The 16,439-nt window shown below is 56.0% G+C and carries 13 protein-coding genes; 4 read left to right on the forward strand and 9 right to left on the reverse strand.

The features are described 5' to 3' along the window. The first annotated feature begins 47 nt into the window (after positions 1–47). From ldtD to URZ40_RS07510, 3 genes are all read left to right on the forward strand, one after another. A complete protein-coding gene (ldtD, locus tag URZ40_RS07500; protein WP_320720202.1) occupies positions 48–1,871 on the forward strand; it encodes a L,D-transpeptidase in 1,824 nt (607 codons plus the stop codon). A gap of 174 nt (positions 1,872–2,045) precedes the next feature. Then, positions 2,046–2,597, forward strand: coding sequence for a YcbK family protein (locus tag URZ40_RS07505; protein ID WP_028012580.1), 552 nt, complete (start codon positions 2,046–2,048; stop codon positions 2,595–2,597). Between the two features lie 20 nt (positions 2,598–2,617). Next, positions 2,618–3,265 (forward strand): MBL fold metallo-hydrolase, encoded by a 648-nt coding sequence (locus URZ40_RS07510; protein ID WP_116340934.1) that lies wholly within the window; start codon positions 2,618–2,620, stop codon positions 3,263–3,265. A gap of 48 nt (positions 3,266–3,313) precedes the next feature. Here URZ40_RS07510 and URZ40_RS07515 read toward each other — a convergent pair whose 3' ends face one another. The 4 genes from URZ40_RS07515 to pncB form a co-directional block, all read right to left on the reverse strand. Next, on the reverse strand, positions 3,314–4,504 hold the full coding sequence (locus URZ40_RS07515) for an amino acid aminotransferase (protein WP_061098686.1): 1,191 nt from the start codon (positions 4,502–4,504) through the stop codon (positions 3,314–3,316). 184 nt (positions 4,505–4,688) lie between these two features. Beyond that, positions 4,689–5,822 (reverse strand): porin, encoded by a 1,134-nt coding sequence (locus URZ40_RS07520; protein WP_302218973.1) that lies wholly within the window; start codon positions 5,820–5,822, stop codon positions 4,689–4,691. A gap of 605 nt (positions 5,823–6,427) precedes the next feature. Then, positions 6,428–7,828, reverse strand: coding sequence for an asparagine--tRNA ligase (gene asnS / locus URZ40_RS07525; protein ID WP_048960458.1), 1,401 nt, complete (start codon positions 7,826–7,828; stop codon positions 6,428–6,430). Positions 7,829–7,993: 165 nt separating this feature from the next. After that, the gene (pncB, locus tag URZ40_RS07530; RefSeq protein ID WP_302218974.1) at positions 7,994–9,196 is read right to left on the reverse strand and encodes a nicotinate phosphoribosyltransferase; all 1,203 of its coding nucleotides are present in this window, start codon (positions 9,194–9,196) and stop codon (positions 7,994–7,996) included. 254 nt (positions 9,197–9,450) lie between these two features. Here pncB and pepN point away from each other — a divergent pair, with 254 nt between their 5' ends. Beyond that, positions 9,451–12,063: an aminopeptidase N gene (gene pepN / locus URZ40_RS07535; protein ID WP_320720204.1), complete on the forward strand. Its 2,613-nt coding sequence runs from the start codon at positions 9,451–9,453 to the stop codon at positions 12,061–12,063. An 88-nt stretch (positions 12,064–12,151) separates the two neighbouring features. Here the strand turns inward: pepN and ssuB are convergent, their stop codons facing one another. The 5 genes from ssuB to ssuE are packed head-to-tail and all read right to left on the reverse strand — an operon-like array spanning position 12,152 to position 16,392. Then, entirely contained in the window at positions 12,152–12,922 is a 771-nt protein-coding gene (gene ssuB / locus URZ40_RS07540; RefSeq protein ID WP_116340924.1) for an aliphatic sulfonates ABC transporter ATP-binding protein, read from the reverse strand. Beyond that, on the reverse strand, positions 12,919–13,710 hold the full coding sequence (gene ssuC / locus URZ40_RS07545; RefSeq protein WP_116340922.1) for an aliphatic sulfonate ABC transporter permease SsuC: 792 nt from the start codon (positions 13,708–13,710) through the stop codon (positions 12,919–12,921). Before ssuC ends, ssuB begins: the two co-directional genes overlap by 4 nt. Positions 13,711–13,719: 9 nt before the next feature. Beyond that, positions 13,720–14,865, reverse strand: coding sequence for an FMNH2-dependent alkanesulfonate monooxygenase (ssuD, locus tag URZ40_RS07550; RefSeq protein WP_116340920.1), 1,146 nt, complete (start codon positions 14,863–14,865; stop codon positions 13,720–13,722). Further along, positions 14,862–15,824, reverse strand: coding sequence for a sulfonate ABC transporter substrate-binding protein (locus URZ40_RS07555; protein WP_320720206.1), 963 nt, complete (start codon positions 15,822–15,824; stop codon positions 14,862–14,864). Before URZ40_RS07555 ends, ssuD begins: the two co-directional genes overlap by 4 nt. Beyond that, positions 15,817–16,392, reverse strand: a complete 576-nt coding sequence (ssuE, locus tag URZ40_RS07560; RefSeq protein WP_116340916.1) for an NADPH-dependent FMN reductase — start codon at positions 16,390–16,392, stop codon at positions 15,817–15,819. Before ssuE ends, URZ40_RS07555 begins: the two co-directional genes overlap by 8 nt. Positions 16,393–16,439: the final 47 nt, after the last annotated feature.

Consider the following 16,439-nt stretch of genomic DNA (forward strand, 5'->3'; position numbering starts at 1 on the left):
AGAAAGCCCCACCGTGATGGGCATGTCGTGAAAACAGGGGGCAAGGGATGTTGCTAAAGAAAGAATGTGGTCGTCAGCTGTCAGCGCTGAGTTTATGCCTGGCAGTGATGTTTGCTCCACTGTTAACCGCCCAGGCCGACGAGCCTGAAATTGTGCCGACTGACAGCTCCGCAGCGACAGGCGCGCAGCCGACGTCATTGTCTCAGCCGCTGGAACAGTCTCCGGCAACGGCCATCATGGGCGGGATTAAGCCGTTGCCGGAAGGCATCGACGTCGAATCGCTCAGCCAGCAGCTCCAGACGGGGCTGCCGTCAGGCTACACGCCCGCCTATATCAATCAGCTCACGCTGCTTTATGCTGCCCGCGATATGAAACCCATGTGGGAAAACCGTGAAGCCGTGCGCGCCTTCCAGCAGCAGTTGGCGGAAGTGGCGATTGCGGGCTTTCAGCCGCAGTTTACGAAGTGGGTTGAACTGTTAACCGATCCTGCCGTCACCGGTCAGGCGCGGGATGTGGTCCTTTCCGATGCCATGATGGGCTACCTGCAGTTTGTGGCGGGTATTCCGGTTAACGGCAACCGCTGGCTGTACAGCGATAAGCCCTATAAGCTGGCGACGCCAGCCCTGTCGGTGATTAACCAGTGGCAATTAGCGCTGGATAACGGCGACCTGCCGCGCTTCATTGCCAGCCTCGCGCCGGCGCATCCGCAGTATGCCACCATGCACCAGTCGCTCCTCGCGCTGGTGGGGGACTCGCGGCCATGGCCGCAAATGCGGGGGACCGCAACGCTGCGGCCGGGTCAGTGGAGCAGCGATGTGCCTGCCCTGCGCGAGATCCTGAAACGCTCCGGTATTCTTGATGGCGGGCCGACGATTGCCTTGCCGGGCGACGATCCGCAAAGCGCGGTGGTCAGCCCGTCAGCGCCCGTGAAAGAGAGCAAGGCCACTACCCTGAGTAATAAGCCCGCGGCCTATGATCGCGAACTGGTCGCCGCGGTTAAACAGTTCCAGGCCGCTCAGGGGCTAGGAGCCGATGGCGTCATTGGCCCGTCAACGCGTGACTGGCTTAACGTATCGCCTGCGCAGCGGGCAGGGGTGCTGGCGCTCAATATTCAGCGTTTGCGCCTGCTGCCGGGCACGCTGTCAACCGGCATTATGGTTAACATCCCGGCCTATTCCCTGGTCTATTATCAGGATGGTAGCGAGAAGCTGGCCTCGCGCGTGATTGTCGGGCGTCCTGATCGTAAAACGCCGATGATGAGTAGCGCGTTAAATAACGTGGTGGTTAACCCGCCGTGGAACGTACCGCCGACGCTGGCGCGTAAGGACATTCTGCCTAAGGTCTGGAACGATCCGGGTTATCTGGAACGTCATGGCTATACGGTAATGCGTGGCTGGAACAGTAAAGAGGCGATCGATCCTTATATGGTCGACTGGTCGACGATCACGCCATCTAACCTGCCGTTCCGCTTCCAGCAAGCACCTGGCGCACATAACTCGCTTGGACGCTATAAATTCAACATGCCGAGTTCAGATGCTATCTATCTGCACGATACGCCGAACCACAATCTGTTCCAGAAAGATACCCGGGCACTGAGTTCAGGCTGCGTGCGCGTGAATAAAGCTTCGGAGCTGGCCAACATGCTGTTGCAGGATGCGGGCTGGAACGATACGCGTATTTCTGACGCCCTGAAGCAAGGGGATACGCGCTACGTGAATATTCGCCACAACATTCCGGTCAATCTTTACTATCTGACGGCGTTTGTGGGCGAAGACGGGCGCACTCAGTACCGTACAGATATTTACAATTATGATCTCACCGCGCGATCCGGCGCACAAATTTTGCCAAAAGCGGAACAATTAATCAGGTAAATGAAGCAGTTCGGGAAAAATGATTGTCGTAAGTTATGGTGAATCGGGGCCAATATCGCTGTAAGCCGCGTATTCACTGGGGTTGGGCGCCTTGACGTACCCCGTTTTGCCAGTTAAGGTGCCCTTCGTGCGCTAAGCATATTACGATTTCTTTGACCTGTAGACCTGATTATCATGGACAAATTTGACGCTAATCGCCGCAAGCTGCTGGCGTTAGGTGGTGTTGCGCTTGGCGCAGCGGCCATCTTACCGACGCCAGCATTTGCCACCCTCTCGACACCTCGTCCGCGCGTTTTAACGCTCAGCAATCTTCACACCGGTGAGTCGCTAAAAGCGGAGTTTTTCGATGGCAGAGGCTATATTCAGGATGAATTAGCAAGACTCAACCATTTTTTCCGTGATTTCCGCGCGAATAAAGTAAAAGCCATCGACCCTGGACTGTTTGATCAGCTTTTCCGCCTTCAGGGCCTGCTGGGCACCAGCAAGCCGGTGCAGCTTATTTCTGGTTATCGCTCGATTGATACCAATAATGAACTGCGCGCCCATAGCCGTGGGGTAGCGAAAAAAAGCTACCACACGAAGGGACAGGCAATGGATTTCCATATTGAAGGCGTTTCGTTAGCCAATATTCGCAAAGCCGCGTTATCTATGCGCGCTGGTGGTGTAGGATATTACCCACGTAGCAACTTTGTGCATATTGATACCGGGCCGGTTCGGCACTGGTAATAACGAAACACAGGAGCAGTATGAACTATCGTATTATTCCGGTTACCGCGTTCTCCCAGAACTGTTCATTAATCTGGTGCGAACAAACCAAACTGGCCGCGCTTGTCGATCCCGGCGGTGACGCTGAGAAAATCAAGCAGGAAGTTGCCGACAGCGGCGTGACGCTGATGCAGATTTTACTGACGCATGGTCACCTCGACCATGTGGGTGCAGCGGCTGAACTGGCTAAATATTACGGTGTGCCGATTATCGGCCCGGAAAAAGAGGATGAGTTCTGGCTGCAGGGGTTACCCGCCCAAAGCCGCATGTTTGGCCTTGATGAGTGTCTGCCTTTGACGCCCGATCGTTGGCTAAACGAAGGAGAGCGCGTTAACGTAGGGAATGTGACTTTACAGGTGTTGCATTGTCCTGGGCATACGCCAGGCCATATCGTCTTCTTTGACGACCAGTCCCGTCTGCTGATATCCGGCGATGTGATTTTCAAAGGTGGCGTAGGACGCAGCGATTTTCCGCGTGGCGATCACGGGCAGCTGATTCAGTCGATCAAACAGAAGTTATTGCCGCTGGGTGATGACGTAACGTTTATCGCAGGACACGGTCCGATGTCGACGCTGGGCTATGAACGGCTCCATAACCCGTTCCTTCAGGATGAAATGCCTGTCTGGTAACCAGCATAAAAAAAAGCCTGCTTAACGCAGGCTTTTTTGTGGGCGCTATTACAGGACGGCGACAATCGCTTCGCACAGTGGCGCCATGTTGTCAGGGGTCATGCCTGCAACGTTCACGCGGCCAGAGGCTACGGCGTATACGCCGAACTCTTCGCGCAGACGAAGAACCTGCTCTTTAGTCAGGCCGCTGAACGAGAACATGCCGTTCTGTTTGATGATGAAGCTGAAGTCGCGGTCTGCGCCTTTCTCAGCCAGGGTGTTCACAAACAGCAGGCGCATGCGCTGGATACGCTGACGCATATCGTTCAGCTCTTGTTCCCAGATCGCGCGCAGCGCATCGTTGCTCAGAATGGTCGCAACAACAGACGCACCGTGTGCCGGCGGGTTAGAGTAGTTAGCGCGGATAACGGATTTCATCTGGCTGAAGGCGCGATCGGCGGTTTCATCGTTAGCCGCAACCAGCGTACAGGCACCTACACGCTCATTGTACAGACCAAAGTTCTTGGAGTAGGAGCTTGCAACGATCAGCTCCTGATGCACGGCTGCGAACGCGCGCAGGCCTTCGGCATCTTCTTCCAGACCGCGGGCGAAGCCCTGGTAAGCAAAGTCAAACAGCGGCAGCCAGCCTTTCTCAACGGAGAGCTTCGCCAGGTGTTCCCACTGCTCAAGCGTTGGATCGATACCGGTCGGGTTGTGGCAGCAGCCGTGGAACAGCACCACGTCACCCGCCTGCGCTTCGCTCAGGCTTGCCAGCAGGCCGTCAAAGTCCAGAGCGTGGTTCGCCGCGTCGTAGTAAGCATATTCCCGCACTTCCAGGCCCGCAGAGTTAAAGACGCTCTTGTGGTTCGGCCAGCTTGGGTTGCTCACCCATACGCGCTTAACAGAGGTGTTTTTCGCAAGGAAATCCGCCGCAACGCGCAGCGCGCCGGTACCGCCAGGGGTCTGCGCCGTGCGCGCACGTTTGTCACTCACAATTGCGCTGCCTTTACCGAACAGCAGCTCCTGGGTGCAGCGACCAAATTCAGGGATACCATCAATACCGAGGTAGTTTTTGGTGGTTTCATTTTCCAGCAGATACTGCTCAGCTTTCTTAACGCTGGTCAGTACCGGAGTTTTGCCGGTTTCATCTTTATATACACCAATTCCCAGGTTGATTTTGCCAGGGCGGTCGTCGGCACGAAACAGATCGGCCAGGCCCAGAATAGGGTCGGCAGGAGCGGCGGTAATGTTCTCAAACATGACGAAGTTCCATTGTGATTACAGAAGTGAAATCCGCTATCAGGTTAACGGTAGATTTACAAAATGCCAACCGTTTGCGACGAAAAGCGTGCGGCTTTTCAAAAGTCGCCATTATTTTCTGTCAGGCATAAAAAAACAGGGCCGAAGCCCTGTTCATTATGCATATAACAAAGTGGTGTTCTGATTAGAACTGGTAAACTGCAGCCAGACCCAGTTGGTCGTCGGTACCAACCCAGCCGCCGCCAGTGCGCTTGGCCTGATCTTCGTCGATCAGGTTGATACGGTAGTCAGCAGACACGTTGAAGTTTTTATTGAAGTAGTAAGTTGCGCCTACTTCAACGTATTTAGCCAGATCTGCATCGCCGCCGGCTACGGTGTTCAGGTTTTTACCTTTACTCTGCACGTAGGACAGGGATGGACGCAGGCCGAAATCGAACTGGTACTGAGCGATAACTTCGAAGTTCTGGGTTTTGTTCGCTACGTTGAACACGTCACCATTAGCATCCGGAGTATTGGAACCGGTGCTGTTACCCAGGATGCTCATGTTGCGAGTTTCTGCGTACACAGCTGCCAGATACAGGCTGTTAGCATCGTATTTACCACCGATTGCCCATGCTTCAGCTTTGTCGCCTTTGCCATCAGCTTTCTGGTCGAGAGTACGGTTAGCATTACTGTATGCGCCGGTCAGACCAAAGCCACCGCCGAAGTCGTAACCCACAGAGTAACCAACACCGTCGCCGTTGGCACGACGCAGATCAGCACGCTCGTTTTTAGCCTGGTACTGGATACCGAAGCTCAGACCATCAACCAGACCGAAGAAATCGCTGTTACGGTAGGTCAGCAGGCCAGTAGAACGGCTGGTCATGTAGTTATCAACATAACCACCGCCCCAGGTTTCGCCGGACCAGGTTGGCGCCATGTCGGTGTAAGACTCAACATCGTATACGATGCCGTAGTTACGGCCATAGTCGATGCTGCCAGCGTCAGCCATTTTCAGACCCGCGAAAGCCAGACGAGTACGGGTAGAGTTGTTTGAAGACTGCTCACTTTCAGCTGAGCTGGCCAGTGCACGGTATTCCCACTGGCCATAACCGGTCAGTTGGTCGTTGATCTGAGTTTCGCCTTTGAAACCGATCTGCGCGTAGGTGGAGTCTGCGTTGTTGGTATTATCGCCGTTGGTAACGAAATCACGCTCAGCGTTAATTTTTCCGTACAGATCCAGTTTGTTGCCGTTCTTGTTATAGATTTCTGCAGCGTTAGCTGCACCGGCTACCAGCAGGGCAGGGATTACCACTGCCAGAATATTGCGCTTCATCATTATTTATTACCCTCATTGGTTTTTTTATGACACTCGCCACTGCCGTCAATAAATTCTGTCAATAAATATTTCCGGAACTATTGATGAGAGTTAGGTGTCTTTATGTATCTGACAGGCATCTTTCCATTCACCGAAGCGTTTCGCTAGCCTGAAAGTGCTACAATTCTCAAGATTGAGTTACAGAAAGAAAATATGTGTAACTAAATATGTATTTTTAGGAACTTTGTGAACCATCTCAAATTTCAGAGCGGCCTGGCGAACTAAGCAACAGCACCTTTCCTATATATATGAATTCCTTATGTTTAATTTGAATAAAGGCAATTCCTATAAACGAATGTTAAACGACTCGTTTTTTCTTATGACCATAGAAAGACTTCTGGATGGCTGAAAAATTGGTTGAAATTTGTGCTATTACTTCAGGCTGTAATAATCGCAATAAGACTGAGGTTTATTTTTTGTGGCTGGATATTTCGCGGAAACAAAACGTAACAGGTAGTGGTTGTGACGGGGTGGTGGTTTATAAACGCTGACTTTACGCTGACAAAAACTGACAAGGCAGAATAAAATAATGGCCAGCAAATGCTGGCCATTGTCTGTTGTGTTACTTAGAAGCTGGCGTTGCGCGGAGTACGCGGGAACGGAATCACGTCACGCACGTTCTGAACACCGGTTACGTAGGCGATCAGACGCTCGAAGCCCAGACCGAACCCTGCGTGCGGAACGGTGCCATAACGGCGCAGATCGCGATACCAGCTGTAGTCCGCAGGGTTGAGACCCATCTCTTCCATGCGCGCGTCAAGCACGTCCAGACGTTCTTCACGCTGAGAACCACCGATGATTTCACCGATGCCCGGCGCCAGTACGTCCATCGCTGCCACGGTTTTCCCGTCTTCGTTAAGACGCATATAGAAGGCCTTAATGTCTTTCGGGTAGTTTTTAACGACAACCGGCGCTTTGAAATGTTTCTCGGCGAGATAGCGTTCGTGCTCAGACGCCAGATCGACGCCCCAGTAAACCGGGTTCTCGAACTTCTCACCGCATTTTTCAAGGATCGCTACCGCGTCGGTATAGTCCACCTGCGCAAAGTCGGCGGAGACGAAACGCTCCAGACGCGCCACCGCATCGCTGTCTACGCGCTCTGCGAAGAATTTCATGTCGTCAGGACGCTCTTCCAGAACCGCTTTGAATACGTACTTCAGCATCGCTTCTGCGAGACCTGCAACGTCATTCAGATCGGCAAACGCCACTTCCGGCTCCAGCATCCAGAACTCCGCCAGGTGGCGGCTGGTGTTGGAGTTTTCGGCGCGGAAGGTTGGGCCGAAGGTGTAGATCTTAGACAGCGCACAGGCGTAGGTTTCGCCGTTGAGCTGGCCGGATACCGTCAGGAAGGCTTCTTTACCAAAGAAGTCTTTGTCATAGTCCACTTTACCTTCCGGCGTGCGCGGCAGGTTTTCCATGTCCAGCGTCGAGACGCGGAACATTTCGCCTGCACCTTCCGTATCGGATGCGGTGATCAGCGGGGTAGACACCCAGAAATAACCCTGCTCATCGAAGAAGCGATGCAGCGCCTGGGCCAGCGTATGACGCACGCGGGCCACCGCACCAATCAGGTTGGTACGCGGACGCAGGTGCGCCACTTCACGCAGGTATTCAATGCTGTGACGTTTTGCCGCCATCGGATAGGTGTCCGGATCTTCAACCCAGCCGGTCACTTCAATGGCAGAGGCCTGGATCTCGAAGCTCTGTCCCTGACCCGGGGATGCCACAACCACACCGGTGACGATAACGGAACAGCCCGTCGTCAGGCGCAGAACGTCATCATTGTAATTGGGCAGAGAATTATTAATGACGGCCTGTACAGGATCAAAGCAGGAACCGTCATAGACGGCAAGGAAGGAGATGCCAGCTTTAGAATCTCGGCGAGTACGCACCCATCCGCGCACGGTGACCTCCTGGTCAACGGCGACACGGCCCTGGAGTACGTCGGCTACAGGCACAACGCTCATAATATTCTCTCTGTTAATAGTCGGAAAAAATAAACACTTGTCCACCCTTATGGGGGGATATCTATGTTACCTGCCATCCGCTATCAGACAAGTAAATTTCGCAGTCAAAAGAGAAGAATTGAGAAATAAATAAGGGAAGGGAGCCCTGAAGGCTCCCGTAAGCGCTTAACTGGCTTTTTTGATCTGAGGGAGATCGAACGCTTTGCGCAATGCGCGGACAAACGCTTTGTCATGGCAGATGGTTTTACCCGGGCTGTCGGAGAGCTTTGCCACCGGCTTGCCGTTACATTCCACCAGCTTTATAACGATATTCAGAGGTTTTACCTGAGGAATGTCGCAGGTCAACCGGGTACCGATCCCGAAGCCCAGATTAATTCTGGCATTGAAATGACGATACAGTTCTACGGCTTTCGCCAGGTCGAGATTATCGGAGAAGACCAGCACCTTGCTCATCGGGTCAATACCGAGTTTTTGATAATGGGCAATCGCCTTTTCGCCCCATTCAACCGGATCCCCGGAGTCGTGGCGTAACCCCTGGTAACGTTCAGCGAACTCGGGACCAAAGTCGCGCAGGAAGGCATCCATCGTAATGCAGTCGGTCAGGGCGATCCCGAGTTGATCCGGGTACTCTTCAAGCCAGGCGGCCAGCGCCGCACGCTGGCTGTTAGCCAGGTCAGGGCTAATTTGCTGATGTGCCTGGAACCACTCGTGTGCCTGGGTGCCCATTGGCGTCAGGTTGAGGCGACGCGCCAGATCGTAGTTACTGGTGCCCACGAACCACGGCTCCTGCTGCAGACGTTCAACGATAGCCTGCTGAACCTCGCGAGAGAAGCGGCGACGGGTGCCGAAATCCATCAGGCGGAAGCGGGACATATCCAGCCCTTCGGTCAGGGTAGAGAATGCTGCAAGTTTGTTTTCCAGCGAGGCGACCGCCTGTTCGACGCCGGTTTCAGGCGAACGGTAGCGGTGGGCCAGCTCGCTGATAACGGCGAGAAGCGGCACTTCCCACATGATCACTTCCCGCCACGGACCTTCAAGACGAATATCCAGCTTGCCGTTTTCGTTGGTCACGGTGACCTGTTCAGGCTTATAGCGGAAGTCGCGCAGCCAGTTCAGATAGTCCGCTTTGAAGAAAGGCAGGCCAGAAAGCCACTGGTATTCATCGTCCTGCAGCGTCAGATGCTGCATCGCATCGACCTGTTCACGAATGGAGTCTGCGTAGATACCGAGCAAGTCGTCACCACGGCAGCGGAATTCCGCCGCGACGTGAACGTCATAGTAATGGTGGAAAACGGCTTGCTGCATATGCAGTTTATACGCGTCGGTATCCAGCAACGTATGCAGAACCGGAGAAGCGAATTGAGTCATAGGTGCGCTGTAGCATCCTCTCACGGGAGCGTTTAGTACAATAAACAACTCCGGAGTATACCTTGTTTAGTGATTTATTGAACCCCGATCACAACATAAGCACACTTTATGGTCGAGCGCATTTCGTGCCCCGTGTTATACAAATGTAGCGAAAAAGGTGTTTCTGCCTGAAAAGATGAACATTCTGCATAGCGCGTTTTGCGCAACAGGAATATATTGAAACGTTACTCGACAAACGATGCATAAGGTTTTCTATGACACAACAGCCACAAGCCAAATACCGCCACGACTACCGCGCGCCGGAATACCTGATTAGCGATATCGATCTGACTTTTGACCTGGATGCCGCAAAAACCGTTGTGACAGCGATAAGCCAGGTGATGCGCCACAGCGCGACTGCCGTACCGCTGCGTCTGGATGGCGAAGATCTGACGCTGGTCTCCCTGCATATTAATGATGAACCCTGGTCAGACTATAAAGAAGAAGGCAACCAGCTGGTCATCGACAACCTGCCGGAACGCTTTACGCTGCGCATCGTGAATGAAATCAGCCCTGCCGCCAACACGGCGCTGGAAGGGCTTTACCAGTCAGGCGTGGCCCTGTGTACCCAGTGTGAAGCAGAAGGTTTCCGCCACATTACCTGGTATCTGGACCGCCCGGATGTGCTGGCGCGTTTTACGACGAAAATCATTGCCGATAAAACGCTCTACCCGTTCCTGCTCTCCAACGGCAACCGCGTCGGTGAGGGTGAGCTGGAAAATGGCCGTCACTGGGTGCAGTGGCAGGATCCATTCCCGAAACCATGCTACCTGTTTGCGCTGGTGGCCGGTGATTTCGACGTGCTGCGCGATACCTTTAAAACCCGCTCTGGCCGTGAAGTGGCGCTGGAGCTGTTCGTTGACCGCGGCAACCTCGACCGCGCGCCGTGGGCGATGACCTCGCTCATCAACTCCATGAAGTGGGACGAAGAGCGCTTTGGTCTCGAATATGACCTCGACATCTATATGATCGTCGCCGTCGACTTCTTCAACATGGGCGCAATGGAGAACAAAGGCCTTAACGTCTTTAACTCCAAGTACGTGCTGGCACGTACGGATACCGCCACCGATAAAGACTACCTCGATATCGAGCGCGTGATCGGCCACGAATATTTCCACAACTGGACCGGTAACCGCGTCACCTGCCGCGACTGGTTCCAGCTGAGCCTGAAAGAGGGCCTGACCGTCTTCCGTGACCAGGAGTTCAGCTCCGATCTCGGCTCGCGGGCGGTCAACCGCATCAACAACGTGCGTACCATGCGCGGCCTGCAGTTTGCGGAAGATGCCAGCCCAATGGCGCACCCAATCCGTCCGGACAAAGTCATCGAGATGAACAACTTCTACACCCTGACGGTGTACGAGAAGGGTGCTGAAATTATCCGCATGATCCACACCCTGCTGGGTGAGGAGAACTTCCAGAAAGGGATGCAGCTCTATTTCGAGCGCCACGACGGCAGCGCGGCCACCTGCGATGACTTTGTGCAGGCGATGGAAGATGCGTCCAATGTTGATCTCTCTCACTTCCGCCGCTGGTACAGCCAGGCCGGGACCCCAATTGTCACCGTTAAGGACGACTACAATCCGGAAACCGAGCAGTACACTCTGACCATCAGCCAGCGCACGCCGCCAACCGCTGAGCAGGAAGAGAAATATCCGCTGCACATTCCGTTCAGCATTGAGCTGTACGACAATGAAGGCAACGTCATCCCGCTGCAGAAGGGCGGCCACCCGGTGCACCACGTGCTGAACGTGACTCAGGCAGAGCAGACCTTTATCTTCGACAACGTCTACTTCCAGCCGGTGCCTGCGCTGCTGTGCGAATTCTCCGCGCCGGTGAAGCTGGAGTACAAGTGGAGCGACCAGCAGCTGACGTTCCTGATGCGTCACGCGCGCAACGATTTCTCCCGCTGGGACGCCGCGCAAAGCCTGCTGGCAACCTATATCAAGCTCAACGTGAACCGCTACCAGCAGGGCCAGCCGCTGACGCTGCCGGTGCATGTGGCAGACGCGTTCCGCGCCATCCTGCTGGATGAGAAGATTGATCCGGCGCTGGCGGCTGAAATTCTGACCCTGCCGTCTGCGACGGAAATTGCGGAGCTGTTTGACATCATTGACCCGATTGCCATCGTGGCCGTGCGTGAAGCGCTGACCCGCACGCTGGCGACCGAACTGGCGGATGAGTTCCTGGCGCTCTACAACGCCAACAAGCTTGACGCGTATCGCGTGGAACATGCGGACATCGGTAAACGTTCTCTGCGCAATACCTGCCTGCGCTATCTTGCGTTTGGCGAGGCAGAGCTGGCGAACACGCTGGTGAGCAAGCAGTATCACGAAGCGGATAACATGACGGATGCGCTGGCCGCGCTGTCGGCAAGCGTTGCCGCCGAACTGCCGTGCCGTGATGCGCTGATGCAGGAGTACGACGACAGGTGGCACCAGGATGGCCTGGTGATGGACAAGTGGTTCATCCTGCAGGCGACCAGCCCGGCGGCGGATGCCCTCAGCAAGGTCCGCAGCCTGCTGAAGCACCGTTCGTTCACCATGAGCAACCCGAACCGTGTGCGCTCGCTGATTGGTGCATTTGCCAGCAGCAACCCGGCCGCGTTCCACGCCGAAGACGGCAGCGGCTATCAGTTTATGGTAGAAATGCTGACCGAGCTGAACAGCCGTAACCCGCAGGTGGCGTCCCGCCTGATTGAGCCGCTAATTCGTCTGAAACGCTACGACGCGAAGCGTCAGGCGAAGATGCGAGCCGCGCTTGAGCAGCTGAAAGGGCTGGAGAACCTGTCTGGCGATCTGTACGAGAAGATTGCTAAGGCCTTAGCTTAATACGAAAAAGTGCCGGGGGGCGTTACGTTTACGGGGCCTAAATTTGTTTTTCCCCCTCTCCCCGTGGGAGAGGGCCGGGGCGAGGGCATCAGGCATTAGCCTTAGCTCGTTCTAACTCCGTACCCCCGCGCTTCATCACCCGATCCAACACCTCCGCTTCCAGCTCCGCCAGTCTTGCTGAGCCCACGCGACGAGGCCGCGGAAGATCCACTGTCAGATCAAGACCTATTTTCCCATCCTCTATTAACAGCACCCGGTCAGCCATCGCCACGGCTTCGCTCACGTCATGCGTCACCAGCAGCACCGTAAATCCGTGCGCCTGCCAGAGCGATTCAATCAAATCCTGCATTTCGATCCGCGTCAGGGCGTCCAGCGCACCGAGCGGCTCGTCAAGCAGCAGCAGGCCGGGACGGTGAATCAATGCCCGCGCCAGCGCCACGCGCTGCTTTTGTCCTCCCGAGAGGGCCGCAGGCCATTCACCTGCGCGGTTTTCCAGCCCGACGGCGGCCAACGCCCGACGGGCTTCCTCCCGCCAGTTTCCTTTGAGCCCCAGCCCGACGTTATCAATCACCGTTTTCCACGGCAGCAGGCGCGCGTCCTGAAACATCATGCGGGTATCATCCTGAATATTGGCCAGCGGCGTTGTTCCCGCCAGAATGTCGCCGCCGTTGGGGGCTTCCAGTCCGGCCAGAAGACGTAGCAGCGTACTCTTCCCACCGCCGCTTCGCCCGACAACGGCCACAAATTGCCCGGCGGGAATATGCAGATCCAGCCCGTTGAGAATGGTGTTTTCGCCGTAGCGTTTGGTTACGCCGTTCAGCAGCAGCGGCGTGCCCTGATTTAGTCGTGCAGTATTCATGCTTTCGCCTCCTGAAGGGTGTAGGCCGGGTTCCAGCGCAGCCAGCTGCGCTCCAGCCACTGGGCGCTAACGTCAGCGAGTTTGCCGAGCAGGGCATAAAGAATAATGGCAACCACCACCACGTCCGTTTGCAGGAATTCGCGTGCGTTCATCGCCAGATACCCGATGCCGGAGTTGGCCGATATAGTTTCCGCCACAATCAGGGTCAGCCACATCAGGCCGAGCGCAAAGCGCACCCCGACCATGATGGAGGGCAGGGCGCCCGGCAGGATCACGTGAGTAAAGAGAGAAAAACCCGACAAGCCGTAGCTTCGTGCCATCTCCACCAGACCACGATCGATATTGCGGATGCCGTGCCAGGTGTTGATGTAGATCGGGAACAGCGTGCCCAGCGCCACGAGGAAGATCTTGGCGCTTTCATCAATCCCAAACCATAAAATCACCAGCGGGATCAGCGCCAGATGCGGCACGTTGCGCAGCATCTGAATGGAGGTATCCAGCAGCCGCTCGCCCCAGCGGGAAAGGCCGCTAATCAAGCCCAGAACCAGACCGATGCTGCCGCCGATGGAAAACCCAATCACGGCGCGCCAGGAGCTGATCGCCAGATGCTGCCACAGCTCGCCGCTGACGCTCAGCGACCAGAACGCTTCGATAACGCCCTCGGGAGAGGGCAGAATGCGGCTCGACAGCCAGCCGGTGGACGACGCGAGCTGCCAGAGAGCCACGATGCCGACGGGCAAAAACCACGGTGCGGCGCGCAGCAGCCATTTTTGTGAAGTGGCAGACATGGTCACTCCTTAGCTTTGTGCGGCTTTACGTGGAATAAACTCGTTTGCCACCGCTTCGCCCTGCAGCTGGAGCCGCTGCGGCTGCGGAATTTCTGGAATGGCGACGTCCAGATGTGGGAATAACAGCTCGCCCACCTTGTAGGCCTCTTCCAGGTGCGGATAGCCGGAGAGGATAAAGCTGTCGATGCCCAGGTCAGCGTATTCATTAATCCGCGCGGCCACGGTTGGCCCGTCGCCCACCAGCGCCGTGCCCGCGCCGCCGCGTACCAGACCGACGCCCGCCCACAGGTTCGGGCTGATTTCCAGATTCTCGCGCTTGCCGTTGTGCAGAGAGGCCATGCGGTGCTGCCCGACGGAATCGGTTTTGGCAAACGCAGCCTGCGCCTTTGCGATGGTCTCATCGTCCAGGTGGGAGATCAGACGGTCTGCCGCCTGCCAGGCTTCTTCATTGGTTTCACGCACAATCACGTGCAGGCGAATCCCAAAGCGTACCCTGCGGCCATGGGCGGCGGCTTTGGCGCGGACCTGGGCAATTTTCTCTTTCACCAGCTCGGGCGGCTCGCCCCAGGTCAGATAGAGATCGACCTGCTCGGCGGCAAGATCCTGTGCCACATCCGACGATCCGCCAAAATAGAGCGGAGGGCGCGGCTGCTGCACCGGCGGGAAGTAGAGCTTCGCGTCGCGAACGTGAATATGCTTGCCTTCGAAGGTGACGGTCTCTCCTTCCAGCAGGCGCCGCCAGACGTGGGTAAACTCGGCGGAGGCTTCATAGCGTTCGGTATGGTCGAGGAACACGCCGTCGCCCGCCAGCTCCTGCGGATCGCTGCCCGTCACCAGGTTAAACAGGGCGCGGCCGTTGGAGAGTCTGTCCAGCGTTGCCGCCTGACGCGCCGCCACGGTGGGTGAAACGACGCTCGGGCGCAATGCAACCAGGAATTTAAGGCGCTGGGTGACCGGGATCATCGACGCAGCCACCAGCCAGGCATCCTCGCACGAGCGTCCGGTCGGGATCAGCACGCCGGTAAAACCGATTCGGTCCGCCGCCTGCGCAATCTGCTGCAGGTAGGCATGGTCAACCGGGCGCGAGCCCTCTTCTGTGCCAAGATAGTGTCCATCGCCGTGGGTGGGTAAAAACCAGAAAAGATTCAGACTCATGATTTAGCTCCTTCTTTGCCTGCGGGCTGCCAGATGCGTTCGCGGATATCGACCTGTTTTGGCACCAGGCGGTTTTGATAGAAGAGGTCAGCGGTTTGTTGCTGAAGCGCGGCGACGTGTGCATCCACGGGCGCAATGGTGGTGGGCGGACGGTGGTTGAGATAGCTCGCGATCACCGGTTCAGGCAAGCCCATGGTCTTCGCCAGCAGGGCAATGCTCGCCTGACGCTGGGTCTGGGTCAGCGCATCGGCCTGGGTAAAGGTATCCAGTACGCCCTGAATAAATGCACCGTTCTTTTCCGCGTAAGGGCGCGCGGCGAGGTAGAACGAGCCGGTCTGTTTCAGCGTAGTGCCGTCTTTCAGCACCCGAACGCCCCCTTGCAGTAAGACTGCGGAGTAGTACGGATCCCAGATAGCCCAGGCATCAACGTTCTTCTGCTGGAACGCGGCGCGCGCGTCGGCAGGCGTCAGGTAAACGGGCTGAATGTCCGTGAACTTGAGCCCGGCTTCCTGTAAGGCGCGCAGCAGCAGGTTGTGCGAGCTGGAACCTTTCTGGAAAGCGACCTTATGCCCTTTAAGGTCTGCGACGCTTTTAATCTCACTGTTTTCAGGTACCAGAATGACTTCGGCTTTCGGTTTAGCGGGTTCTACGCCGACATATACCAGGTCTGCCCCGGCAGCCTGAGCAAAAATAGGCGGGATATCGCCCGTGCTGCCCAGATCGATACTGCCGACGTTCAGCGCTTCAAGCATCTGTGGCCCTGCCGGGAACTCTACCCAGGAAAATTTGGTGTCCGGGAAGCGTTTTTCCAGCAGCTGGTGGCTTTTTGCCAGCACCATGCTGACGCTGCCTTTCTGATAGCCAATGCGTAAGCTGTCCGGTGCGGTTTCTGCAGCCTGCGCCAGCGCGGTAAACGCCATCAGGCCAGCCAGTCCGAGGTAGGTTAAGGTTTTAAACATGTGCGACTCCCTGCGGCGGATTAAAAGAAGGAACCTGGATATCCCGGCGATGCAGCGCGTGCCAGAAGGTTTCCAGCGCAGCATCAAGGCGGGTTTGCAGATTCGGCGTAAAGTGCGGCTTATGCTGGTAGTCAATGACCTGTGAATCATCCGCGAAAACCCCGTGGAGGATCTCCTGAGCCTTCAGGGCGTTCAGCACCGGCTTCAGGGCATAATCCACCGCCAGTAAATGGGCAACCGTACCGCCCGTTGCCAGCGGCAGAACCACTTTGCCGTCCAGTGCGCGCTCGGGGAGAAGATCGAGCAGGGTTTTCAGCGCGCCCGAAAATGAGGCTTTATAAATCGGGGTCGCAACGATGAGGCCGTCCGCTTCCTTGAGCTGCTCAATGAGGGTTTTCAGCGCGGGGCTGTCGAAGCGGGCATACAGCAAATCTTCAGGTTCGAAGTTATGCAGATTCCAGTGGCACACTTCCACGTCGAGGGCGTTGAGCTTTTCACGAGCATATTCCAGCAGGGCGCTGGAGCGCGAAGGGAATCGTGGACTGCCGGCCAGGGTAATGACGCGCATACTTCCTCCTTATAACTAATTGTTTGCTTTTATCTAACATTCATAAC

The organism is Enterobacter sp. 296B2 (assembly GCF_034106185.1).
Classification (GTDB): Bacteria; Pseudomonadota; Gammaproteobacteria; order Enterobacterales; family Enterobacteriaceae; genus Enterobacter; species Enterobacter cloacae_N.